The following is a 26,072-nucleotide window of genomic DNA, read 5'->3' as shown; positions in this document are numbered from 1 at the left end:
TGTTTCAGGTGTCATGTGTCAGCGGGTGACGGGTACGGAAGGAATCTGGGTCCTGAGCGCCGCGGCCAGGAGGTCGGCCTCGGCGAACGACTGCCCGATGTGCAGGGCGATCTGCTCGCTGAACATCAGCGCGTCGACGTCCAGCGCGGCCATCGCGGTCATCGCGGGTGAAGCGCTGCCCTCGGCGCCCACGGACTTCGGCGCACCGGAAGCCGCAGGCGAGGACGGCACGGGCCGCACGTCGCGATCGTTCGCCGCCGGCTCGCGTTCGCCGCCCAGCACGATCTCGCTGCCCGCGCGGGTGGCGTCCAGGATGCGCGCGTCCGCCTGCGCGCTGAAGATCGCCTGCACCGGATCGAGCAGCTGGAAGCGGTGCTGCAGGTGCTCGGCCAGGTCCAGGATCGGCGTGGGCGTGTCCAGCGGCGGCGTACCGTCGAGCGTTCGGATTCCTTCGATCGCCGAGCGCACCGGGCCCTTTGCGTCGAGCGAAGCCAGGCCGCGCAGGTCGCGCATGCCGTTGATCGCCTGGATGATGTGCCCCGGGACGTACATGGTGCGAAGGGCGTCGTCCCTCGCGTCCCATTTGCCGTCGGTGGGCCGGCCCGCGGCCAGCAGTTGCTCCACGTCCGCGCCGCCCGTGGGCACCGGTGCCGGCGCCGCCGTGACCACCAGGCCCACGGTGCCGCTGGACTCGGCGCCCGCGCTGTCCGCCACGGTGTAGGTGAAGCTCGGCGTGCCCACGAAGCCGAAGTCGGGCACGAAGGTGAGCGTGCCGTTCGCATTGAGCGTGACGCGCCCGCCATCGACCGCCACCGAGCCGCCCGCCGCAACGGGAACGCCGTTGATGCTGCGCACGCTGAGCGCATCGCCTTCGGCATCGGAGTCGTTGCCCAGCACATCGATGGTCACGGCCGCGCCGCCGAGCGCGGCGCCGGCATCGGGCCGCGCCACCGGCGCATCGTTCACCGGGGTGATGCCCACCGGCACGGTCACGCTGATCGTGCCGCCGCGGCCGTCGGACACCTGCACCGTGAAGCTGTCGGTGCCGTTGAAGTCGGCGGCCGGCGTGTACACGTAGCTGCCGTCGGGATTGATCACCAGCGTGCCGTGCGCCGGCGCGGTGGTGACGGTGTAGGTCAGCGCATCGCCGTCGGGGTCGGCCACCTGCAGGGAGCCTGCGAGCGGCGTGTCCTCCGGCGTGACCGTGCCGGTGGGCGGTGCAACGACCACCGGCGGCGCATTGGTGGGCGCCACGTTCACCGGCACCGTGACCGGCGTCAGGCCGCCCTGCCCATCGGACACCAGGATGGTGAAGCTGTCGCTGCCGCTGAAGTTGGCCGCCGGCGTGTACACATAGCTGCCGTCAGGGTTGAGCACCAGGGTGCCGTGCGCGGGACCTTGCTGCAGCGCGTAGCCGAGCGGGTCGCCGTCCGCATCCGTAGCGACGATCTGGCCCGCGACCGGGGTGTTCTGGCTGGTGTTGGCCGGTGCGCCGGAGGCGGTGGGCGCATCGTTGACCGCGGCGATGGCGAAGGTGAGCGTGTTGGGCGACGTGTCGAACCCGCCCGCCGTGTCCTGCACCGAGAAGCCCAGGCTCGCGTAAGCCGCGCCGTTGCCGTTCGCGCCGGGCACGAAGGTCAGGCGGCCGGCCGCGATGTCGGTCGCCGAAATCACCTGGCCTGCCACCACCGCCGAGCCGTTCAGCAACAGCGTGCCGTTGGCCGGCAGCGCATCGATGCGCACCCCCGCCAGGGCCTGGCCCGCGTCGGGGTCGGTGAACGGGAAGTTCGCCGGGCCAAGCACCAGCGGCGTGTCCTCGGTGCCGTTGGCCGTCGCGTCCGCGCCTTGCGGCGGCGTGTTGGCGCCGACCGTCACGGTGAGGGTCGCGGTGTCGACGCCACCCTTGCCGTCGCTCACGGTGTAGGTGATCTGCACCGGGCCCGTCACGCCGCTGGCCGGCGTGAAGTCGATGGTGCCGTCGGGGTTCACGCTGACCGTGCCCTGCCCCGCACCGACGCTCGCGCCGGTGACGGTGAGCGGGTCGCCGTCGGCATCGGTGTCGTTGGCGAGCACCGGGATGTTCACGAGCGGCGTGTTGATCGGCGTGGTGGCCGTGTCGTTCACCGCGTCGGGCGCGTCGTTCACCGCGGCGACGGTGATCGTGAGCGTCGAGGTGTCGGTGCTCGATCCGTCGCTGGTGGTGTAGGTGACCACCGGCACGGCGCCGTTGTAGTTGGTCGCGGGCGTGAAGGTGTAGCTGCCGTCCGCGTTGATGACCAGCGTGCCCGCGCCCGCGATGGTGGCGGTCTGGCCTGCGGTGTAGGTGGTGCCGTCACCCGCGACCGTGAAGCTCGCCACGGTGACGGGGCCGTCCACGCTGCTCGTGCCGGTCAGCACGGAGCCGGCGAGCGGCGTGTCCTCGTCGGTCGTGACCGTCTCGCTCGCATCGGTGAACGGGTCGTCCACCGGCGCCACGGCGATCGTGAGCGTCGAGGTGTCGGTGCTGGAGCCGTCGGTGAGGCTGTACGTCACCACCGGCACCGGGCCGTTGTAGTTGGCGGCCGGCGTGAAGGTGTAGCTGCCGTTGGCATTGATGACCAGCGTGCCGACGTTCGCGATGGTGGCCGTCTGGCCCGCGGTGTACGTCGTCGCGTCGCCGGCCACCGTGAAGCCGGTGACCGTGACGGGACCATCCACGCTCGTGGTGCCGGTGAGCACCGAGCCCGTGAGCGGCACATCTTCGTTCGTGCTCACGGTCTCGTCGGCGTCGGTGAAGGCATCGTCCACCGGCGTGACGGTGATGGTGAGCGCCGAGGTGTCGGTGCTGGAACCATCGGTCATGCTGTATGTGACCACGGGCACGGGCCCGTTGTAGTTCGCAGCCGGGGTGAAGGTGTAGGTGCCGTCGGCGTTGATGGCGAGCGTGCCCACGCCCACGATGGTGGCCGTCTGCCCTGCGGTGTACGTCGTCGCGTCGCCCGCGACCGTGAAGCCCGTGACGGTGACCGGGCCGTCCACGCTCGTGGTGCCGGTGAGCACCGAGCCGGTGAGCGGCGTGTCCTCGTTGGTGCTGACGGTTTCGTTCGCATCGGTGAACGGGTCGTCCACCGGCGTGACGGTGATGGTCAGCGTCGAGGTGTCGGTGCTCGACCCGTCCGTCATGCTGTACGTGGCGACAGGCACCGGGCCGTTGTAGTTGGCCGCGGGCGTGAAGGTGTAGCTGCCGTTGGCGTTGATCACCAGCGTGCCGACATTGGCAATGGTGGCCGTCTGGCCCGCGGTGTACGTCGTCGCGTCGCCCGCCACCGTGAAGCTCGTGACCGTGACGGAGCCGTCCACGCTCGTGGTGCCCGTGAGGACCGAACCGGTGAGCGGCGTGTCTTCGTTCGTGCTCGCGATCTCGTCGGCATCGGTGAACGCATCGTCCACGGGCGCGACGATGATCGTGAGCGTCGAGGTGTCGGTGCTCGACCCGTCCGTCATGCTGTACGTGGCGACAGGCACCGGGCCGTTGTAGTTGGCCGCGGGCGTGAAGGTGTAGCTGCCGTTGGCGTTGATCACCAGCGTGCCGACGTTGGCGATGGTGGCCGTCTGGCCCGCCGTGTACGTCGTCGCGTCGCCCGCCACCGTGAAGCTCGTGACCGTGACGGGGCCGTCCACGCTCGTTGTGCCCGTGAGCACCGAGCCGGTGAGCGGCGTGTCCTCGTTCGTGCTCACGATCTCGTCGGCATCGATGAACGCATCGTCCACGGGCGTGACGGTGATCGTGAGCGTCGAGGTGTCCGTGCTCGAACCGTCCGTCAGGCTGTACGTGGCGACCGGCACCGGGCCGTTGTAGTTGGCTGCAGGCGTGAAGGTGTAGCTGCCGTTCGCGTTGATCACCAGCGTGCCGACGTTCGCGATGGTGGCCGTCTGGCCCGCGGTGTACGTCGTCGCGTCGCCGGCCACCGTGAAACTCGTGACGGTGACGGGGCCGTCCACGCTCGTGGTGCCCGTGAGCACCGAGCCTGTGAGCGGCGTGTCTTCGTTGGTGCTCGCCGTCTCGTCGGCATCGGTGAACGCATCGTCCACCGGTGCAACCGTGATCGTGAGCGTCGAGGTATCGCCGCTCGACCCGTCGGTCATGCTGTACGTGACGACGGGCACAGGACCGTTGTAGTTGGCGACCGGCGTGAAGGTGTAGCTGCCGTTGGCATTGATCACCAAGGTGCCGACGCCCGCGATGTTCGCGGTCTGCCCGGCGGTGTACGCCGTGCCGTCGCCGGCCACCGTGAAGCCCGTCACCGTGACGGGGCCATCGACGCTCGTGGTGCCCGTGAGCACCGAGCCGGTCAACGGCGTGTCTTCGTTCGTCGTGACCGTCTCGTTCGCGTCGGTGAACGCATCGTCCACCGGCGCTACCGTGATGGTCAGGGTCGAAGTGTCGGTGCTGGAGCCATCGGTGGCGGTGTAGGTGACCAGCGGCACCGGTCCGTTGTAGTTGGCGGCCGGCGTGAAGGTGTAGCTGCCGTTCGCGTTGATCACCAGCGTGCCGACGTTGGCGATGGTGGCCGTCTGGCCCGCGCTGTACGTCGTTGCGTCACCTGCCACCGTGAAGCTCGCGACGGTGACGGGGCCGTCCACGCTGGTGGTGCCAGTGAGCACCGAGCCGGTGAGCGGCGTGTCTTCGTTCGTGCCCACGGTCTCGTTCGCGTCGGTGAACGCGTCGTCCACCGGCGACACGGTGATGGTCAGCGTCGAGGTGTCGGTGCTGGAGCCATCGGTGGCGGTGTAGGTGACCAGGGGCACGGGGCCGTTGTAGTTGGCGGCCGGCGTGAAGGTGTAGCTGCCGTTCGCGTTGATCACCAGCGTGCCGACGTTGGCGATGGTCGCCGTCTGCCCCGCCGTGTAGGTCGTGGCGTCGCCCGCCACGCTGAAGCTCGCGACGGTGACGGGGCCGTCCACGCTGCTCGTGCCGGTCAGCACGGAGCCGGTGAGCGGCGTGTCCTCGTTCGTGCTCGCGATTTCGTCCGCGTCGGTGAATGGATCGTCCACGGGCGCCACGGTGATGGTGAGCGTCGAGGTGTCGCCGCTCGAACCGTCCGTCATGCTGTACGTGACCACCGGGACCGGCCCGTTGTAGTTCGCGGCCGGCGTGAAGGTGTAGCTGCCGTTCGCGTTGATCACCAGCGTGCCGACGTTGGCGATGGTGGCCGTCTGGCCCGCGGTGTAGGCCGTGCCGTCGCCTGCGACGGTGAAGCCCGTCACAGTGACGGGGCCGTCCACGCTGCTCGTGCCGGTCAGCACGGAGCCGGTGAGCGGCGTGTCCTCGTTGGTGGTGACCGTCTCGTTCGCATCGGTGAACGCATCGTCCACCGGAGCCACCGTGATCGTGAGCGTCGAGGTGTCGGTGCTGGAGCCGTCGGTGGCGGTGTAGGTGACCAGCGGCACCGGGCCGTTGTAGTTGGCCGCGGGGGTGAAGGTGTAGCTGCCGTCCGTGTTGATGACCAGCGTGCCGACGTTCGCGATGGTCGCGGTCTGGCCCGCGGTGTATGTCGTTGCGTCTCCCGCCACCGTGAAGCTGGCAACCGTGACCGGGCCATCGACGCTCGTGGTGCCCGTGAGCACCGAGCCGGTGAGCGGCGTGTCTTCGTTCGTGCTCGCGATTTCGTCCGCATCGGTGAACGAATCGTCCACCGGCGCGACGGTGATGATGAGCGTCGAGGTGTCTCCGCTCGACCCGTCGGTCATGCTGTACGTCACCACCGGCACCGGGCCGTTGTAGTTCGCGGCCGGCGTGAAGGTGTAGCTGCCGTTGGCGTTGATCACCAGCGTGCCCACGCCTGCGATGTTCGCGGTCTGGCCGGCCGTGTAGGTCGTGCCGTCGCCGGCCACGGTGAAGTTCGTCACCGTGACCGGGCCGTCCACGCTCGTGGTGCCGGTCAGCACGGAGCCGGTGAGCGGCGTGTCCTCGTTCGTGCTCACGGTTTCGTCGGCGTCGGTGAAGGCGTCGTCCACGGCCGTCACGCTGAAGGTGAGCGTGGAAGTGACCGTGGCCGCGCCGTCGCTCACCGTGTAGGTGGCCACGGGCACCGGGCCGTTGTAGTTCGCGGCCGGCGTGAAGGTGTAGCTGCCGTCGGCGTTGATGACCAGCGAGCCCACGCCCGCGATGGTCGCCGTCTGGCCCGCGGTGAAGGTGTTGCCGCCCACCACGAACTGCGTCACCGTGAGCGGGCCGCCGTCGATGTCCGTGTCGTTGGCCAGCACGTTGCCTGTGGCCGGCGTGTCCTCTGCGGTGACCACGGTGTCGGGGGCGGCCACCGGTGCGTCGTTGACCGGCGCGATGTTGAAGGTCATCGTGTTCGGCACACCGTCGAAAGCCCCACCCGAGTCCTGCACCGAGAAAGTGAAGCTCGCGTAGGCCGCGCCGTTGCCGTTGGCGGCCGGCACGAAGCTCAGGTTGCCCGCGTCGATGTCGGCGACCGAGATCACCTGCCCCGCCACCACCGCCACGCCGTTGAGCAGCAGCGTGCCGTTCAGTGGCACGGTGTCGATGCGCACGTTGGCCAGCGTCTGGCCCGCATCGGGATCGAAGAAGATGAAGTTGGCGCGGGTGATCGGCAGCGGCGTGTCCTCGGTGCCGTTCAGCGTCACATCCTCGCCCTGCGGCTGCGTGTTCGTGCCCACGTTCACCGTGAGGACGGCGGTGTCGGTGCCGCCCTTGCCGTCGCTCACCGTGTAGGTGATCTGCACCGGGCCGGTCACGTTGTTGGCCGGCGTGAAGTTCAGCGTGCCGTTCGCGTTGACCGTGACGGTGCCCAGCGCCGGGTCCACCGTGGCGGAGGTGACGGTGAGCACATCGCCGTCCACGTCGATGTCGTTGCCCAGCACCGGGATGTTCGCCAGCGGCGTGTTGATCGGCGTGCTGGCCAGGTCGTCGCCGGCCACCGGGGCGTCGTTGACCGCGCCCACGTTCACCGTGACCGTGGCCGTCGATGTGCCGCCGTTGCCGTCGCTCACCGTGTAGGTGAAGCTGGCCGCGCCGTTGAAGTTCGGCGCGGGTGTGAAGACCACATTGCCGCCGACGAGACTCACCGTTCCGTTCACCGCGCCCTGCACGCTGGTGATGGTGAGCGTGTTGCCCTCCACGTCGGTGTCGTTGCCCAGCAAGGTCGCCACCGGGATCGACACCGGCGTGTCTTCCGTGGCCGCCACGGTGTCGGGGTTGGCCACCGGCGCGTCGTTGACGGCGGCGATGTTGAAGGTGATGGTGTTGGGCGCCGCATCGAACGCACCGCCCGAGTCCTGCACCGAGAAGGTGAAGCTCGCATACGCGGCGCCGTTGCCGTTGGCGCCCGGCACGAAGCGCAGGTTGCCGGCGGCGATGTCGCTGGCCGACACCGTCTGCCCGACCGCGACCGCCACGCCGTTGAGCAGCAGCGTGCCGTTGACCGGCAGCGAGTCGATGCGAACGCCCGCCAGGCTCTGGCCTGCGTCCGCATCGGTGAATGCGAAGTTCGCGGGCACGAGCACCACGGGCGTGTCCTCGGTGCCGCCGACCGTGGCGTCCGCGCTCTGCGGCGGCGTGTTGGCACCGATGTTGACGGTGAGCACGCCGGTGTCGGTGCCGCCCTTGCCGTCGCTCACCGTGTATTCGATCTGCACCGGCCCCGACACGTTGGCCGCCGGGTTGAAGTTGAGCGTGCCGTTCGCGTTGACGGTGACGGTGCCCAGCGCCGGATCGACCGTCGCGCCGGTCACCGTGAGCGGGTCGCCATCGACGTCGGTGTCGTTCGCGAGCACCGGGATGCTGGAGATCGGCGTGTTGATCGGCGTGGTCGCCACGTCGTCCGTCGCCACGGGGGCGTCGTTGACGGCGCCCACGTTGACGGTGACTGTCGCGGTCGATGTGCCGCCGTTGCCGTCGCTCACCGTGTAGGTGAAGCTGGCCGCGCCGTTGAAGTTCGGCGCAGGAGTGAAGACCACGTTGCCGCCGACGAGGCTCACCGTTCCATTCACCGCGCCCTGAACGCTGGTGATCGTGAGGGTGTTGCCTTCCACGTCGGTGTCGTTGCCCAGCAGGTTCGCCACCGGGGTCGACAGCGGGGTGTCTTCGGTCGCCGCCACGGTGTCGGGGTTGGCCACCGGCGCGTCGTTGACGGCCGCGATGTTGAAGGTGATGGTGTTGGGCGCCGCATCGAACGCACCGCCCGAGTCCTGCACCGAGAAGGTGAAGCTCGCATAAGCGGCGCCGTTGCCATTCGCGCCAGGCACGAAGGTCAGGCGCCCCGCCGCGATGTCCGCGGCAGAAACGTTCTGCCCCGCCGTGACCGCCACGCCATTGAGCAGCAGCGTGCCGTTGACCGGCAGCGTGTCGATGCGCACGCCCGCCAGGCTCTGGCCCGCATCCGTGTCGGTGAACGCGAAGTTCGCGAGCGTGAGCGGCACGGCCGTGTCTTCGGTGCCGTTGACCGTGGCGTCCGCGCTTTGTGGCGGCGTGTTGGCGCCGATGTTGACGGTGAGGATCGCGGTGTCGGTGCCGCCCTTGCCGTCGCTCACGGTGTAGGTGATCTGCACCGGGCCGCTCACATTGTTGGCCGGCGTGAAGTTGAGCGTGCCGTCGGCGTTGACGGTGACGGTGCCCAGCGCCGGGTCCACCGTTGCACCGGTCACGGTGAGCGGATCGCCGTCCACGTCGGTGTCGTTGGCGAGCACCGGGATGCTGGAAATCGGCGTGTTGATCGGCGTCGTCGCCACGTCGTCCGTGGCCACGGGTGCATCGTTCACTGCACCTACGTTGACGGTCACCGTGGCCGTCGATGTGCCGCCGTTGCCGTCGCTCACCGTGTAGGTGAAGCTGGCCGTGCCGTTGAAGTTCGGCGCGGGCGTGAAGACCACATTGCCGCCGACGAGGCTCACTGTGCCGTTGACCGCGCCCTGCACGCTGGTGATCGTGAGGGTGTTGCCTTCCACGTCGGTGTCGTTGCCCAGCAGGTTCCCCACCGGAATCGACAGCGGCGTGTCTTCGGTCGCCGCCACGGTGTCGGGGTTGGCCACCGGCGCGTCGTTGACGGCGGTGACGTTGAAGCTGAAGGTGTTGGGCGTCGGGTCGGTGTTCTGGCCGTCGTTCGCGGTGCCGCCGCTGTCCACCACCTGGAAGGTGAAGGCGCCGATGCCCGCGCCGTTCACGTTCGCTGCCGGCGTGAAGGTGAGCTGGCCGAGGCTGCCGACCGGAATCACCTGCCCTGCCGTCACGGCCACGCCGTTCAGGCGCAGCACGCCTTGCGCCGCATCGGGCAAGGTGGTGATGACCACCGACTGCAGGCTGTGGGCCGGCGTGTCGTTGGCATCGGTGATCGGGAAATCAGCCGCCGAGAAGGTGTACGTGCCGTCTTCGTTGATCGTGACCGTGCGGTCGGTGCCCGCGGGTGCGTCGTTGACATCGGCGATGCCGATGGTCGCGGTGTCGGTGTCCGTGAGCGTGCCGCCGGTGCCCGTGTTGCCCAGGTCGCTGGTGGTCATGGTCAGCGTCACGCTGCCGTTGAAGTTGGCCACCGGCACGTAGTTGGGGCGTGCCGCGCTCGCCAGGTACGCATTGATGCTGGCTTGCGAGCCTTCGAGCACCAGGGTGCCCGTGCCGCTGCCGGTGACCGTCACGCCCGCGCCCGACGCCGCAGTGAGTGCGCCGCTCGGCACGCTCAGGGTCACGCGCATGGGGCTGCTGCCCGCATCCGCATCGGCGATCTGCAGGCCGGTCAGTCCGACCGTCGCGTCTTCATTGGTCGTCCAGCCCGTGGGCAGGGTGTTGACCGGCGCATCGTTCACCGCCGAGACCGTGAAGGTCAGCGTCGAGGTGGCGGTGGCCGTGCCATCGCTCACCGTGTAGGTGATGACCGGGACCGGCCCGTTGTAGTTGGCCGCCGGCGTGAAGGTATAGCTGCCGTTGGCGTTGATGACCAGCGTGCCCACGCCCGCGATGGTGGCCGTCTGGCCCGCAGTGAAGGTGCCGTCGCCGGCCACGCTGAAGCTGGTGACGGTGAGTGCGTCGCCATCCACGTCCGTGTCGTTGGCCAGCACGTTGCCCGTGGCGGGCACGTCTTCGGTGACGGTCACGGTGTCGGGGTTGCCCACCGGTGCATCGTTGGCTGCGGTGACGCTGATGGTCAGCGTCGAGGTGTCGCCGCTGGAGCCATCGGTCAGGCTGTACGTGACGACGGGCACGGGGCCGTTGTAGTTCGCGGCCGGCGTGAAGGTGTAGCTGCCGTTGGCGTTGATGACCAAGGTGCCGACATTCGCGATGGTCGCGGTCTGGCCGGCCGTGTACGTGGTGCCGTCACCGGCCACCGTGAAGCCCGTCACCGTGACGGGGCCGTCCACGCTCGTCGTGCCCGTGAGCACCGAGCCGGTCAGCGGCGTGTCTTCGTTCGTCGTGACGGTTTCGTTCGCATCGGTGAACGGATCGTCCACCGGAGCAACCGTGATCGTGAGCGTCGAGGTGTCGCCGCTCGAACCGTCGGTCATGCTGTACGTGACCACCGGCACCGGGCCGTTGTAGTTCGCGGCCGGCGTGAAGGTGTAGCTGCCGTTGGCATTGATCACCAGCGTGCCCACGCCCGCGATGGTCGCGGTCTGGCCCGCCGTGTAGATCGTGTCGTCGCCGGCCACGGTGAAGTTCGTCACCGTGACAGGGCCGTCCACGCTCGTGGTGCCCGTGAGCACCGAGCCCGTAAGCGGCGTGTCTTCGTTCGTCGTGACCGCTTCGTTCGCATCGGTGAACGGGTCGTCCACCGGCGTGACGGTGATGGTGAGCGTGGAGACGTCGCCGCTCGAGCCGTCGGTCAGGCTGTAGGTGGCTACGGGCACGGGCCCGTTGTAGTTCGCTGCCGGCGTGAAGGTGTAGCTGCCGTTGGCGTTGATCACCAGCGTGCCGACGCCTGCGATGGTCGCGGTCTGGCCTGCGGTGTAGGTCGTCGCATCACCCGCCACCGTGAAGCCGGTGACCGTCACCGGACCGTCCACGCTGGTGGTGCCCGTGAGCACCGAGCCGGTGAGCGGCGTGTCTTCGTTGGTGGTGGCCGTCTCGTCCGCGTCGGTGAACGGGTCGTCCACCGGAGCCACCGTGATCGTGAGCGTGGACGTGTCGCCGCTGGAGCCATCGGTCAGGCTGTACGTGACGACCGGCACCGGGCCGTTGTAGTTGGCGGACGGCGTGAAGGTGTAGCTGCCGTTCGCGTTGATGACCAGCGTGCCGACGCCCGCGATATTGGCCGTCTGCCCTGCGGTGTAGGTCGCCGGATCTCCTGCCACGGTGAAGCTGGTGACCGTCACCGGGCCATCGACGCTCGTGGTGCCCGTGAGCACCGAGCCGGTGAGCGGCGTGTCTTCGTTGGTGGTGACCGTTTCGTTCGCGTCGGTGAACGCATCGTCCACCGGCGCCACGGTGATGGTGAGCGTGGATGTATCGCCGCTCGACCCGTCGGTCATGCTGTAGGTGACGACCGGCACCGGCCCGTTGTAGTTCGCGGCCGGCGTGAAGGTATAGCTGCCGTTGGCGTTGATCACCAGGGTGCCGACGTTCGCGATGGTCGCGGTCTGGCCGGCCGTGTACGTGGTGCCGTCGCCGGCCACCGTGAAGCCCGTCACGGTGACGGGGCCGTCCACGCTCGTGGTGCCGATCAGCACCGAGCCCGTGAGCGGCGTGTCTTCGTTCGTCGTGACGGTCTCGTTCGCATCGGTGAACGGATCGTCCACCGGTGCGACGGTGATGGTGAGCGTCGAGGTATCGCCGCTCGACCCATCGGTCATGCTGTACGTGACGACCGGCACGGGCCCGTTGTAGTTCGCGGCCGGGGTGAATGTGTAGCTGCCGTCGGTGTTGATGACCAGCGTTCCCACGCCCGCAATGGTGGCCGTCTGGCCTGCGGTGTACGTCGTCGCATCGCCCGCCACCGTGAAGCTGGTGACCGTGACCGGACCATCGACGCTCGTGGTGCCCGTGAGTACCGAGCCCGTGAGCGGCGTGTCTTCGTTCGTCGACACGGTTTCGTTCGCATCGGTGAAGGCATCGTCCACCGGCGCGACCGTGATCGTGAGCGTCGAGGTGTCTCCGCTCGAACCATCCGTCATGCTGTAAGTGACGACCGGCACGGGGCCGTTGTAGTTCGCAGCCGGCGTGAAGGTGTAGCTGCCGTTGGCGTTGATCACCAGCGTGCCCACGCCCGCGATGGTCGCGGTCTGGCCGGCGGTGTAGGTCGTTGCATCGCCGGCGACCGTGAAGCCGGTGACCGTGACAGGCCCGTCCACGCTCGTGGTACCCGTGAGCACCGAGCCGGTGAGCGGCGTGTCTTCGTTGGTGGTGACCGTCTCGTTCGCGTCGGTGAACGGGTCGTCCACCGGAGCCACCGTGATCGTGAGCGTGGAGGTGTCGCCGCTCGACCCGTCGGTCATGCTGTACGTGACGACCGGCACCGGGCCGTTGTAGTTCGCAGCCGGCGTGAAGGTGTAGCTGCCGTTGGCGTTGATCACCAGCGTGCCGACGTTCGCGATGGTCGCGGTCTGGCCCGCGGTGTACGTGGTGCCGTCGCCGGCCACCGTGAAGTTCGTCACCGTGACCGGGCCGTCCACGCTGCTCGTGCCGGTCAGCACGGAGCCCGTAAGCGGCGTGTCTTCGTTCGTCGTGACCGTCTCGTTCGCATCGGTGAACGGATCGTCCACGGGCGCCACGGTGATGGTGAGCGTGGACGTGTCTCCGCTCGACCCGTCGGTCATGCTGTACGTCACCACCGGCACGGGCCCGTTGTAGTTCGCCGCCGGCGTGAAGGTGTAGCTGCCGTTGGCATTGATCACCAGCGTGCCGACGCCCGCGATGTTGGCCGTCTGCCCCGCCGTGTAGGTCGTGCCGTCGCCTGCCACCGTGAAGCTGGTGACGGTGACCGGGCCGTCCACGCTCGTGGTGCCGGTGAGCACCGAGCCCGTGAGCGGCGTGTCTTCATTGGTCGTGACCGTCTCGTTCGCATCGGTGAACGGGTCGTCCACCGGCGTCACGCTGAAGGTGAGGGTCGAAGTGGCCGTGGCCGCGCCGTCGCTCACCGTGTAGGTGGCCACCGGCACGGGGCCGTTGTAGTTCGCAGCCGGCGTGAAGGTGTAGCTGCCGTTCGCGTTGATCACGAGCGTGCCGACGCCCGCGATGGTGGCCGTCTGCCCTGCGGTGAAGGTGTTGCCGCCCACCACGAATTGCGTCACCGTGAGCGGACCGCCGTCGATGTCCGTGTCGTTGGCCAGCACGTTGCCCGTGGCCGGCGTGTCTTCGGCGGTGACCACGGTGTCGGGGTTGGCCACCGGCGCGTCGTTGACCGCGGCGATGTTGAAGGTCAGCGTGTTCGGCGTCGCATCGAAGGCGCCGCCCGAGTCCTGCACCGAGAAATTGAAGCTCGCGTAGGTCGCGCCGTTGCCGTTCGCGCCTGGCACGAAGGTCAGCCGGCCCGCGGTGATGTCGGCCACGGTGACCGTCTGCCCCGCGGTAACCGCCACGCCGTTGAGCAGCAGCGTGCCGTTGACGGGCAGCGTGTCGATGCGCACGCTCGCCAGGCTCTGGCCGACGTCGGTGTCGGTGAACGGGAAGTTCGCCGGGGTCAGCACCACCGGCGTGTCCTCGGTGCCGTTGACCGTGGTGTTCGCGCTCTGCGGCGGCGTGTTCGCGCCGACGTTCACCGTGAGAACCGCGCTCGAGGTGCCCCCCTTGCCGTCGCTCACCGTGTAGTTGACCTGCACCGGCCCGGTCACGTTGTTGGCGGGCGTGAAGCTCAGCGTGCCGTTGGCATTGATGGTGACCGTGCCCAGCGCCGGATTCACCGTGGCCGCGGTGATGGTGAGCGGGTCGCCGTCCACGTCGGTGTCGTTGCCCAGCACCGGGATGTTCGCCAGCGGCGTGTTGATCGGCGTGCTGGCGGAGTCGTTGGCAGCCACCGGCGCGTCGTTCACCGCCGCGACGTTGACCGTTACCGTCGTGGTGGCCGTGCCGCCGTTGCCGTCGCTCACGGTGTAGGTGAAGCTCGCGGTGCCGTTGAAGTTCGGCGCGGGCGTGAAGACCACGTTGCCGCCGACCAGGCTCACGGTGCCGTTCACCGCACCCTGCACGCTGGTGATGGTGAGCGTGTCGCCCTCCACGTCGGTGTCGTTGCCCAGCAGGTTCGCCACGGGGATCGACAGCGGCGTGTCTTCGGTCGCGGCCACGGTGTCGGGGTTGGCCACCGGCGCGTCGTTGACGGCCGTGACGTTGAAGCTGAAGGTGTTGGGCGATTGGTCGGTGTTCTGTCCGCCGTTCGCGGTGCCGCCGTTGTCCACCACCTGGAAGGTGAAGGCGCCGATGCCAGCGCCGTTGACATTGGCTGCCGGCGTGAAGGTGAGCTGGCCGAGGCTCCCCACCGGAATCACCTGCCCTGCCGTCACGGCCACGCCGTTCAGGCGCAGCACGCCCTGCGCTGCCGGCGGCAGCGTGGTGATGACGACCGACTGCAGGCTGTTGGCCGGCGTGTCGTTCGCATCGGTGATCGGAAAGTCCGCGGCGGAGAAGGTGTAGGTGCCGTCCTCGTTCAACGACACCGTGCGGTCCGTGCCGGCCGGGGCATCGTTCACGGCAGCGACGGTGATGGTCGCTGTGTCCGTGTCGGTCAGCGTGCCGCCCGTGCCCGTGTTGCCCAGGTCGCTGGTGGTCATGGTCAGCGTGACGCTGCCGTTGAAGTTGCCCACCGGCACGTAGTTGGGCCGCGCCGCGCTGGCGAGATACGCATTGATGCTGGCCTGCGAGCCTTCGAGCACCAGGGTGCCCGTGCCGCTGCCGGTGACCGTGACGCCTGCGCCCGAAGCGCCGGTGAGCGAACCGCTCGGCACGCTCAAGGTGACGCGCACTGTCGAAGTGCCAGCGTCCACGTCGGATATCTGCAGGCCGGTGATGCCGACCGTGGTGTCTTCGTTGGTCGTCCAGCCCGCAGGCAAGGTGTTGACCGGCGCATCGTTCACCGCCGTGACCGTGAGGGCCAGCGTCGAGGTGGCGGTGGCCGTGCCGTCGCTCACCGTGTAGGTCACCACGGGCGCCGCGCCGTTGTAGTTGGCCGCGGGCGTGAAGGTGTAGCTGCCGTTGGCATTGACCTGCAGCGTGCCCACGCCCGCGATGGTGGCGGTCTGCCCCGCGGTGAAGGTGCTGCCGTTCACCACGAACTGCGTGACCGCGAGCGCGTCGCCGTCCACGTCGGTGTCGTTCGTCAGCACGTTGCCGGTGATGACGGTGTCTTCGGCACCGGTGCCCGTGTCGGCATTGCCGACCGGCGCATCGTTCACCGCCGTGATGTTGAAGCCGAAGGTGTTGGGCGACTGGTCGGTGTTCTGGCCGCCGTTCGCGGTGCCGCCGTTGTCCACCACCTGGAAGGTGAAGGAACCGATGCCCGCGCCGTTCACGTTGGCGGCGGGCGTGAAGGTCAGCTGGCCGAGGCTGCCAACGGGAATCACCTGCCCTGCCGTCACCGCCACGCCGTTCAGGCGCAGCACGCCCTGCGCCGGATTGGGCAAGGTGGTGATGACCACCGACTGCAGGCTGTTGGCGGGCGTGTCGTTGGCGTCGGTGATCGGAAAGTCGGCGGCAGAGAAGGTGTAGGTGCCGTCTTCGTTGATGGTGACCGTGCGGTCGGCGCCCGCGGGCGCGTCGTTCACCGTGTTGACCGTAATGGTCGCGGTGTCGGTGTCCGTGAGCGTGCCGCCGGTGCCGGTGTTGCCCAGGTCGCTGGTGGTCATCGTCAGCGTCACGCTGCCGTTGAAGTTGCCCACCGGCACGTAGTTGGGGCGCGCCGCGCTGGCGAGGTAGGCGTTGATGCTGGCCTGCGAGCCTTCGAGCACGAGGGTGCCCGTGCCGCTGCCGGTGACCGTCACGCCTGCGCCCGAGGCCGCCGTGAGCGAGCCGTTCGGCACGCTCAGCGTCACGCGCATCGTGGCGCTGCCCGCGTCCACGTCGGTGATCTGCAGGCCGGTGAGGCCCACCGTCGCGTCTTCGTTGGTCGTCCAGCCCGCGGGCAAGGTGTTGACCGGCGCATCGTTCACCGCCGTGACGGTGATGGTCAGCGTCGAGGTGACCGCGGTGCTGCCGTCGCTCACCGAGTAGGTCGTCACCACGGGCGGGGTGCCGTTGTAGTCGGCCGCCGGAGTGAAGGTGAAGCTGCCGTTGGCGTTGATCACCAGCGTGCCCACGCCCGCGATGGCGGCCGTCTGGCCGGCGGTGAAGGTGTTGCCGTTCACCACGAACTGCGTCACCGTGAGCACGTCGCCGTCCACGTCGGTGTCGTTGGCCAGCACGTTGCCCGAGACGGGCGTGTCTTCCAGGCCGTTGGCGGTGTCGGGGTTGATCACCGGCGCGTCGTTGACGGCCGTGATGTTGAAGTTGAAGGTGTTGGGCGAGAGGTCGGTGTTCTGGCCACCATTGGCCGTGCCGCCGTTGTCCACCACCTGGAAGGTGAAGGCGCCGATGCCGTTGCCGTTCAGGTTGGCAGCGGGTGTGAAGGTGAGCTGGCCGAGGCTGCCGGCCGGGATGACCTGCCCCGCCGTCACGGCCACGCCGTTCAGCCGCAGCACGCCCTGCGAGGCCGGCGGCAGCGTGGTGATGATGACCGACTGCAGGCCGTTGGCCGGCGTGTCGCTCGCGTCGGTGACCGGAAAATCGGCCGCCGAGAAGGTGTAGGTGCCGTCTTCGTTGATCGTGACCGTGCGGTCCGTGCCCGCGGGCGCGTCGTTCACCGCGGCGACGGTGATGGTCGCGGTGTCGGTGTCGGTCTGCGCACCGCCGCCGCCGGCGTTGCCCAGGTCGGTGGTGGTCATGGTCAGCGTCACGCTGCCGTTGAAGTTGGCCGTCGGCACGAAGTTCGGCCGCGCCGCGCTCGCCAGGTACGCGTTGATGCTGGCCTGCGAGCCTTCGAGCACCAGGGTGCCCGTGCCGCTGCCCGTCACGGTCACGCCGCCGCCCGAGGCCGCGGTGAGCGAGCCGGTGGGCACGCTCAGCGTCACGCGCAGGGTGCCGCTGCCGGCGTCCACGTCGCTCACCTGCAGGCCGGTGATGCCGACTGCCGCGTCTTCGTTCGTGCTCCAGCCTGCGGGGAGCGTGTTGACCGGCGCGTCGTTCACCGGCGCCACGTTCACCGTCGAGGTGACGGTGTTCGAGTTGGCCGCGCTGTCGTTCACCGTGTAGGTCACGGTGCGCGCGACCGACGACGGGTCTTCCGACGTGTTGGCGTACTGCACCGCGCGCAGTGCCGCCTGCCACTGCGCGGTGGTGGCGGTGTTGCCCGCCGAGCTCAGCGTCATCACGCCGGTCGCGGAGTTGTAGGTGCCGGTGATGTTGCCCATGGTGGCGGGCACGTTGGTGAAGCTCAGCACGTCCTGCCCCGGCACGAAGTTGCCGGTAATGGCCACCGTGCCGCTCGCGAGCGTGGCGTTGTCCAGGTCGGAGACGACGATGGCGCCGTTCACCGCGGTGGCCGCGCCGTTCTCGGTGTAGGTGACGGTGGAGCCGCCCGAGAGCACCGGCGCATCGTTCACCGCCGTCACGTTCACGGTGGAGGTGACGACGTTGGAGTTCAGCGCGCTGTCGTTCACCGTGTAGCTCACGGTGCGCGCGGCGGTGGAGGGGTTGTCCGAGCTGTTGCTGTACTGCACCGCGCGCAGCGCCGCCTGCCACTGCGCGGTGGTGGCGGTGTTGCCCGCCGAGCTCAGCGTCATGACGCCGGTCGCCGCGTTGTAGGTGCCGCTGATGTTGCCCATGGTGGCGGGCACGTTCACGAAGGCCAGGATGTCCTGCCCCGCCGCGAAGTTGCCGGTGATCGCCACCGAGGCCGATGCGAGCGTGGCGTTGTCCACGTCGGCCACGGTGATCGACGGGGCCACCGCCGTGCCCGCGCCGTTCTCGGTGTACGAGATGGTCGAGCCGGTGCTCAGCACCGGCGCATCGTTCACCGGCACCACCGTGATGAACGAGTGCGCCACGTTGGAGGTGAAGGCGCCGTCGCTCACCGTCACCGTGATGTCCCGCACCGGCGAGGCCGGGGGGTTCTGCAGCGTGCTCTCGAAGGTGATGGCGCCGATGGTGCTGGCATACACCGCCTTGGTGGCCGAGCCGGTGAGGTTGATGGTGGTGACCCCGCCGCTCACGACCACGGTGTAGGTCAGGCCGTTCAGCGTGCCGGTCGCGCCGTTGGTGAGCGCCACGCCGCCGATGCGCATGAGGTCGCCGGCCTGGCCGTTGGTGAGCACGATCTGCGCCGACACCATGTTGGTCGAGTCGCTGTCCACGACGGTGGCGTCGGTGTCGCTGATCGACACCGGCGCGCCGTCTTCCGTGAAGCTCGCGTTCCAGTCGCGCCCGGGGGTGATGTCCGCCGAGGTGAACACGCGCACGTTGTCGATCGAGACGTCGTCCCCCGTGGTCAGCAAGGTGGTGCCGGGCGTGAAGCCGAAGACCAGGCTGCCGGCGTTGGCCACGGTGCTCGGCAGGTTGATGGTGATGTCCGTGTACGTCCAGTTGTTGAACGTGCTCGGCGCGATCAAGCTGCTCGGCCCCGTTGCGCCGTTCGAATAGACGACGGTGGCAATGTTCGGGTTCAGCCCCGAGCGGCCGGTGGTGATGGTCGCGTAGACCACGCCGCCCACGCTCACGGTGAAGACCGACGGCTCGTTGGAATCGGGCACGCCGTTGTTCCAGCCGAAGCCGAACACGATCTGGGCCGCGCCGTTGGTGCCCGGCCCCGACTGCAGGCCGGTAAGGCCCGCCTGCGTGAGCGTGCCGGAGCTGATGTCCGAGGTCCACTGCGCCCGGTCGCTGCTGAAGGTGGTCGAGCCCGTCGAGCTCCAGCCCGAGCCACCGCCGGTGAAGCCCGGGTTGTTGACGATGTTGGTGGTGTTGGTGCCCGAGTTCAGGTCGACCACCGGCGGCACCTTGTCGTAGGCGAAGTCCGAGGTGAGGTCCGAGCCGCCGATGGTGGCCAGCGACACCGCGCGGAACGCCGCGCCGTTGGTCGGCGAGCTGCCGCCCAGCACGCCGTTGGTGTCGGTCACGCGCACCACGTAGGCACCCGGCAGCACGCCGGTGAAAAGGTAGTTGCCGGTGGCGTTGGTGGTGTCGGTGGCCAGCACGCGCTCGCCGGCATCGGCCACGCCGTTGCCGTTCACGTCGTCGATGAGCTGCACCGTCACGTTGGCGATGCCGGTGTCGCCGGTGCCGAAGACGCCGTCGCCGTTGTTGTCGTCGAAGATCCGGTCGCCGATGGTGCCGGTGGCCGGCACGGCGCCGGCGCCGTCGGCCACCGCGCCGCCGATGGCGGTGGAGCCGTCGGTGGTGACGTTCACCGTCGAAATGAGCGCGCCGGTGGCCGGGTTGATGCTCTGGATGGTGGTGCCGCCCAGGGCATACACCGCACCGTTGGTGCCCGTGGCCAGTTGCACCGCGGTCGGCGTGAAGGCGGCGTTGGTCAGCTGGGTGCCCGTGGCCAGGTCCCAGCGCACGAACGACCGCCCGCTCGCGTCGTTGTTGGCCACGCTCACGAGCGCGTTGTTGGCGGTGTCGATGGCCAGGTCACCCCAGTCGGCGCCGCCCGATACGGAACTGACGAACACCGACGTGCCGGTGACGGTTCGCCCGTCGGCCGAGAACGCGAGCCTGAAGATGCGGTCGGTCGTGGTGCTGCCGATGTTCTCCACGCCCAGGTACATCGCGCCGTTGAAGAAGGCGGCGCCGCCGCCGCTCACGCCCTGGCTGCCCGCCGCGACCACGCTGCCGCTGTCGGTGATGTCCGCGTCGATCAGGATGTGCGTGTTGTTGATGTAGTCGTAGGCGAACAGCGCCCGCGACGCGGTCGAGGCGCCGTCCAGGTAGTAGACGAGGCCGGCCGCCGCGTTGAGCGACAGCGCGTTGGGCGTGCCGCCCACCGCAATGCCGCCCACCGAGGTCGGAACGCTGGTGAGCACCGTGGCCTTGCCGGTGGTGACGTCGATGCTCACGATGTTGCGCCCGTACGCGGCCAGCACGGCGCCGTTGCCGTTGTTCACGGCCGCATCGAGCGTGCTGTCGTAGAGCGACTGCGCATGCTCGTCCACGACCACGCGGCTTTCGATGTGGCCCACCTGGTATTCCAGGTTCCAGTTCCCGCCCAGGCGCTGGGCTCCGGTCAGGTCCACGGAGGCGGCGACGTCCGCGCCGGTCAGGCGCGAGAGGCTGTGGGTGAACTGCTCGCCCACCACGCCCTGCGCGGTGTCGCAGCCGTACAGGAGGATGTCGCCATCCGCGCCCAGCGCACGGCCGATGGCCGCCAGGTCGGCCGCCCGCGCCGACAGGTCGGCGTTGTCGTAGACCGCGTTGCCCAGGCGCAGCTCGCCCGGGTCGCCGTGCGAAAGGATGTGGATGGCGCCGATGTCGGTGCGGCCGTTCAGCGCGCTGGCGATCTGCGAGAGCCCGTCGGAGCGGCTGTCCAGGAACACGACCTCGGCCGAGGGGTCGATGCCCTGCAGCAGCGTCGACACATCGGAGATGCCCGGATCGATGAACACGATCTGCGCGCCCTGCGTGTCCTGCATGCCCCGCGGGGCATACGCCTGCAAGGCATCGCCCAGCCCCTCGAACGCCTTGACGTCGTAGCCCTGGTTCACAGGGCCCTTCGAGTCGGGCGAGGTGTACATGTAGGAGGTGTCCTCCCGCGCGTGATCGGGCCGGGGCAACTCCGCGGGAGCGGGCGCGGGTGCCGCGGCCGGTGCGTGGTCCGCCTGGCGTGCGGCGTCCGCGATGGCGGCATCCGCCTGCTGGGCCGCCGCTTGCGCGGCCAGGACCTCGGCGCCGGTGGCCACGGCCGCGGCGTCGAACATGTAGCGAGCCTCGAGCGCCATGGCGCGCAATGCGAAACGCTCCGGTGCCGCTGCGATGGGGGTATCGACCGTGCGCTCGACGCGCTTGCGTGAAAACTTTTTAGCCATAGTTCAAATAAAAGCTAATGCCTTTGATTTACCGCAAAAATTCGCGCGTGCGCGCACGTCCGCGTGTACGAACGCACGCGAACATCGGATTCAAGAAAATGGGGAAGGCCGCGCAATTGACCGCGGGGTGCGGCAGGTGACGCCTTGCTGCCTGCAAGGCGTCGAATTCGATAACCGGCAAAACGCGCGAGAAAAGATGCAGGCGGCACATCCGGAAGATCAACAGAGCCGTCGGGCCAAACCCCTCACAGGATGGCGAGGGCATCCGCCTCAGACCGGAGCCTCTCTCTTCTAACAGTTGATTTACATTTGTCGCGCGGCGTTTACTTCAAAGTGTCAATTTCGTAAAAGACTCGTTGTCGTATTGCATCAACGCCTTTTTTGAATTAGGCGCAATGAAAACTTTACGCTGCATTGCAGCACGACAGCGCCAGCACGCCAATGCAATTGCAATTGCGGCACGCCGAAATTCAATAGCTTGCGCAGTAATAAGGAAGCGTTCAAAACGCAGCGGCACTACCGCCCGCAACCTGCACCCGGCGTTACATTTTTGGCGCGTCGGGCGCGGCCGGCGTCACCGGCACGAGGATCGCGCTGCCGGTGGCGAGCAACTTCTGCGCGCCGTTCTCGTCTTCGCCGAAGAGCTCGGCCGTGGCAAACACCTGCTTGCGGCCGGCCTTCACCACCCGTGCGCGGGCCACGAAAACCTGCCCCACCGCGGGCGACATGCAGTTCACCGAAAAGTGCGAGGCCAGCACATGGCCCGCGACCGTGGCGGCTGCGAAGCCGCAGGCCGTGTCCAGCATCGCGCCGATCAGCCCCGCGTGCAGAAAGCCGGCGTACTGCGCCATGTCCGACTCGCGCCAGCGCATGCGCAACTGCGCTTCGCCGTTGGCGGCGCTTTCGACTTCGAAGCCGGCCCAGCGGTTGAACGCGGCGGTGCGGTTGATGGCCTGGATGGTGTCGAGCATGGCGGTCTCTCCTTGAAGGAACGGACGTGGGGATGGGGACGAATCCACTCTACGAAGCGCACGAGGGGCGCGTCGTCGCGCGGGTGACCCGAAGGCCTGCGGCGGTTGCATTGGCGACAGCCGCTGCGCGGGCCGAGAAGAATTTCGGCTCCCTTTAACCCCGTTCACCGGGCCCCGCCGTATGAGTGCAAGGCGAGGCGATTCGCCTCCTTGTTCATTCACTCTCCCGAAGGCTCTCCATGAACGCACCGTCTTGCGCCCTCCTCCTGCGCGCCTCCGTGTTTGCCGCCACCTGCCTGGCCCTGAGCGCGGGCGCCCAGGTGCCGGCGACCGGCCCGGCATCGGGCATTGCACCGGCCGACAACTCGCGCATCACCCAGGTCAAGGTCTACCCCGGCAGCGCGACCGTGGAACGCGTGGCGCGGGTCGCGGCCGGCAGCCGGTCGGTCACCTTCGCCTGCCTCCCGGCGGGGCTGGACGTTCAGAGCCTGCAGGTGTCGGCCGATGCCTCGGTGCGCGTGGGCGAAACCTCGGTGCTCGCCGAGCAGCGCGAGCTCTCGGCGCGATGCGCCACCAGCGCGCTCGACGGCCGCATTCGCGAGCTCGAAGACCAGAAAGCCGCGCTGCAGGCCGAGAGCGATGCGTTCGGCATGGTCACCGGCTACCTCAAAGGCCTCTCGGGCGGCGGCGGCGAATCGGCGCAGGGCGCCCGCGCGCCGATGGACGCGCGCAACCTCGCCGCGATGACCGAGGCGATGCGCCGCACCGGGCAGGACTCGCTGCTCAAGCAACACCAGCTCGCGCGCAGGCAGGGCGACATCGATCGACAGCTCAAGCCGCTGCTCGCCGAGCGCACGCGCTCCCAGGGCAACGGTGCGCAGGTGGTGGCCGTGACCGTCACGCTGGCCGCCAGCGCCGATGCCGAGGTGAAGCTCAGCTACCAGGTCGCCGGCCCCGGCTGGACGCCGACCTACCGCGCGCTGCTGGACACCGCCACACGCAAGGTGCGCATCGAGCGCCAGGCGCTGGTGGCGCAGGCCACGGGCGAAGACTGGCGCGGCGTGAAGCTGGTGCTCTCCACCGGCCAGCCGCGCCGCGAGACCGCCGGCCGCCTGCCCGGTGCGTGGCGCATCGGCATCGAGCCGCCGCCGCAGCGCGCAAGGGCCGACATGGCCTACCCGGCGGCACCGGCTGCTGCGCCGGTCATGGCCGGTGCGATGTCCGCCAGGGAGTCGGCCATGGAGCGCCGCGCGCCGCTGTTCGACGTGAGCGTGTTCGACAACAGCTTCGCCACCGAATTCTCGGTGCCGCAAAGCATCGACGTGCCCTCCAACGGCCAGCGCGTGACGATGCCGCTCGGCCAGCATGAAGACACCGCAAAGCTCGCCTCGCGCACCAGCCCGCGCGTGGACCCGAGCGCCTTCCTGGTTGCCGATCTCGCACAGCCCACCGGCGTGTGGCCGGCCGGCCCGATGCAGCTTTACCGCGACGGCAACTTCGTCGGCAACGGCCAGTGGACCGCCCCGAGCGATGCGCGCCTGACGCTGTCCTTCGGCCGCGACGAACTGGTGCGCGTGCAGGCCGATCCCGAGAAGGACAACCAGGGCTCAGGCGGCTTCGCCGGCACGCGCGCCGAACGCACGGTGCAGCGCGCCTACGTGGTCGAGAACCGCCACCGCACGCCCGTCGCGGTGCAGGTGATCGAGGCCGCGCCGGTGTCGGTCGACGAGCAGGTGCGCGTCGCCTCGCAGTTCTCGCCGCAACCGGGCGAGCTCTCGTGGAACAAACAGCCGGGCCTGGCGATGTGGAGCTTCGACCTCGATGCCGACAAGACCGCGCGGGTGGCCGCCGACTACACGATCAGCTATCCGAAGGACGCGCGGCTGCAGATGCGTTGAGTCCGCGCGCTCAGAAGTCGAACTTGGCCGACACCTCGAAGGTGCGCCGCGGCGCCAGCAGCACCTGGCTGGTGGCGCGCCCCGCCCAGGTGGCGTAGAGCTTGTCGGTCAGGTTGCGCACGCGAAAACTCAGCAGCGCATTCTTCAGGCGATAGCTCACCGCCGCATCCATGGTGGTGTAGCCGTTGATGCGGATCTGATTGGCGGTGTCGGTGAACATGTGGCCGGTGCGGTTGAGCGACACGAAGTACTCGAACTTCGAGTTGTCGGGCCGGTAGGTCGCAAAGAGGTTGGCCACGCGCTCGGGCACGTTGGGCGGCGTCTTGCCCACCCGCGAGACGTTGCCCGCCTCCACCAGCGTGTCGAAGCGCGCATCGAGCGCCGCGAGGTTGCCCGCGAGCGTCCATTCGCGCGTGGGCTTCCACACCGCCGAAAGCTCCAGGCCGCGCGACGACTGGCGGCCGTTGTTCACCGTGTTGGCGGCGTTCGCCGGATCGCGCGAGAGCACGTTGTCCAGCTCGATCCTGTAGGCGGCCGCGGTCCACTCCAGGTTCGCATCGGGCAGGCTCTGCTTGAAGCCCACTTCGGCCTGCTTGCCGCGCGACATCGGGAACGCCGCGTTCGATGCCGACAGCAGGAAGAGAGAATTCACCGGCAGCGTCGCGTTGGTGTACTGCGCATAGATGCTCGACTGCGGCGTGAGGTCGTACACCGCGCCGATGCGGCCCGAGGTCGAGCGGTAGCTGGTGCCGAAGCGCGTGTAGCTGCCCAGGTTCAGGTCGGTGATGGCGCGGTCCACCTCGGTGCGGTCGTGGCGCAGGCCCCCGACCAGCGTGAGGTTGCGAACCGGCTTGAGCGCGTCTTCGACGAAGAGCGAAGTGACCTTCACCTTCGACATCGTGTTCGTCCGGTTGCCGCCGCCCACGCTCAGCGCCGGGTCGTCGTTGAAGAGGCCCAGGTACGGGTCGAACACCGGCACGCGCAGGAGGTTCGCCGTGCTCGCGCTGCCGTTCGAAAAGCGGCGCTGGCTGCCGAAGCGCGTCTCGCTGTATTCGCCGCCGACGACGAAGCGGTTGTCCATGCCGCCGACGGTGCCCTTGTGGGTGGCGTCGAAGCGGTCGAGCCAGAAGTCCTGGTCATGCGTGATCAGCGTCTGGTCGCGCGCGATGCTGGCCGGCGGCAGGAAGGTGGCGCTCTCCGAGTTGCGGAACACGCGCTTCGACTGGTTGGCCGAGAACTCGTTGCGCCACGACCAGCCGCCGTCGAGCTGGCCCGTGAGGCGCGCGCGTAGCCAGTAGGTTTCGGACGAGTTGTCGTCGTCCAGCACGTTGTAGTTGGTGCGTGCCATGCGCCGGTCGATCACGCGGCCGTCGGGCGTGCTCACCACGCTCGTCGGCTGCGTGGCGAAGCTGCGCGGCACCAGCGGTGTGCCCCAGTAGGCGTCGTTGTTGTCGCGCAGGTAATCGAACGAAAGGTCCAGCTTCACCGAGCCGCCGAGGTCCAGCGCGAGGCCGCTGGTGAAGTGGTCGATGCGCTCGCCGTTGCGGTCGATGGTGCCGACCTTCGTGTCGTTGCGGCTGTAGTCGATGCGGTAGGCGCTCGCATCGCCCAGCGCGCCGCCGAAGCCGAAGCCCGCGCGCGTGGCACCGTAGCTGCCGTACGAGAGCAGCGCCTCCTTGTGCGGGTTGTCGCGGTCGGGCCGCTTGGTCACGAAGTTGACGACGCCGCCGATGGCGCCCTCGCCGTCGAGCACCGAGGCCGGGCCCTTGAGCACCTCGATGCGGTCGTAGTTCCAGGTGTCCTGCACGCGGTTGGTGACGCCCGCGCCGGAGCTGCGCACGCCGTCGTAGAGGTACATGAGGCTGGTGAAGCCGCGCGTGGAAAGCGTCGTCGGCGACGAAGGCGGCCCGCCGCCCGACAGGCCCGCCATGCCGCGCAATGCCTCGCTGAAGGTGCGCGCGCCGCGCTGCTGGATCGCGTCCTGCGAAAGGATCTCGACGGAGGCGGGCGTCTCGCGCACCGAGAGGCCCAGGCGCGAGGCGGTGCCGCTCGATTCCCCGAGGTGCAGGCTGCTCGCATCGCGGCTGCCTTCGACGGTGATGGCGTCGAGGCTGGCGCCGCCCTGTGCATGCGCTGCCTGGAAAGCCGTGACGGCGGCCACCGCGAGGGCCGTGCGGGTGAACTGGATCATTGGACTGCCTGGTTGGAAAAGAAACTGAAAAGCGGG

At 68.8% G+C, this 26,072-nt stretch carries 5 protein-coding genes; 2 read left to right on the top strand and 3 right to left on the bottom strand.

Translation table 11 applies throughout. The features are described 5' to 3' along the window. Positions 1-18 precede the first annotated feature (18 nt). Positions 19-20,889 (bottom strand): tandem-95 repeat protein, encoded by a 20,871-nt coding sequence (locus RT97_RS33220; RefSeq protein ID WP_155403890.1) that lies wholly within the window; start codon positions 20,887-20,889, stop codon positions 19-21. Here RT97_RS33220 and RT97_RS33215 point away from each other — a divergent pair. Then, complete coding sequence (locus RT97_RS33215; protein WP_155403889.1) at positions 20,888-21,271, top strand: hypothetical protein; 384 nt, start codon at positions 20,888-20,890, stop codon at positions 21,269-21,271. The genes RT97_RS33220 and RT97_RS33215 overlap by 2 nt on opposite strands. Before the next feature lie 247 nt (positions 21,272-21,518). Here RT97_RS33215 and RT97_RS25865 read toward each other — a convergent pair whose 3' ends face one another. After that, on the bottom strand, positions 21,519-21,947 hold the full coding sequence (locus RT97_RS25865) for a PaaI family thioesterase (protein ID WP_042581718.1): 429 nt from the start codon (positions 21,945-21,947) through the stop codon (positions 21,519-21,521). 239 nt (positions 21,948-22,186) lie between these two features. Here RT97_RS25865 and RT97_RS25860 point away from each other — a divergent pair, with 239 nt between their 5' ends. After that, a complete protein-coding gene (locus RT97_RS25860) occupies positions 22,187-23,845 on the top strand; it encodes a DUF4139 domain-containing protein (protein ID WP_042581717.1) in 1,659 nt (552 codons plus the stop codon). Positions 23,846-23,855: 10 nt separating this feature from the next. On the opposite strand, the gene RT97_RS25855 is transcribed toward RT97_RS25860, so the two are convergent. After that, positions 23,856-26,036, bottom strand: a complete 2,181-nt coding sequence (locus tag RT97_RS25855; protein WP_042581716.1) for a TonB-dependent receptor — start codon at positions 26,034-26,036, stop codon at positions 23,856-23,858. Between the last annotated feature and the right edge of the window lie 36 nt (positions 26,037-26,072).

Source organism: Variovorax paradoxus (assembly GCF_000834655.1).
In the GTDB taxonomy this organism is placed as follows: Bacteria; Pseudomonadota; Gammaproteobacteria; order Burkholderiales; family Burkholderiaceae_C; genus Variovorax; species Variovorax paradoxus_F.
This window is presented reverse-complemented; position numbering and strand designations above follow the sequence as displayed.

Excerpts from the sequence above, each read along its gene's own strand:
- RT97_RS33215 (WP_155403889.1), top strand. The coding sequence starts at position 20,888 with ATGGCGCGCAATGCGAAACGCTCCGGTGCCGCTGCGATGGGGGTATCG.
- RT97_RS33220 (WP_155403890.1), bottom strand. The coding sequence starts at position 20,889 with ATGGCGCTCGAGGCTCGCTACATGTTCGACGCCGCGGCCGTGGCCACC.
- RT97_RS25865 (WP_042581718.1), bottom strand. The coding sequence starts at position 21,947 with ATGCTCGACACCATCCAGGCCATCAACCGCACCGCCGCGTTCAACCGC.
- RT97_RS25860 (WP_042581717.1), top strand. The coding sequence starts at position 22,187 with ATGAACGCACCGTCTTGCGCCCTCCTCCTGCGCGCCTCCGTGTTTGCC.
- RT97_RS25855 (WP_042581716.1), bottom strand. The coding sequence starts at position 26,036 with ATGATCCAGTTCACCCGCACGGCCCTCGCGGTGGCCGCCGTCACGGCT.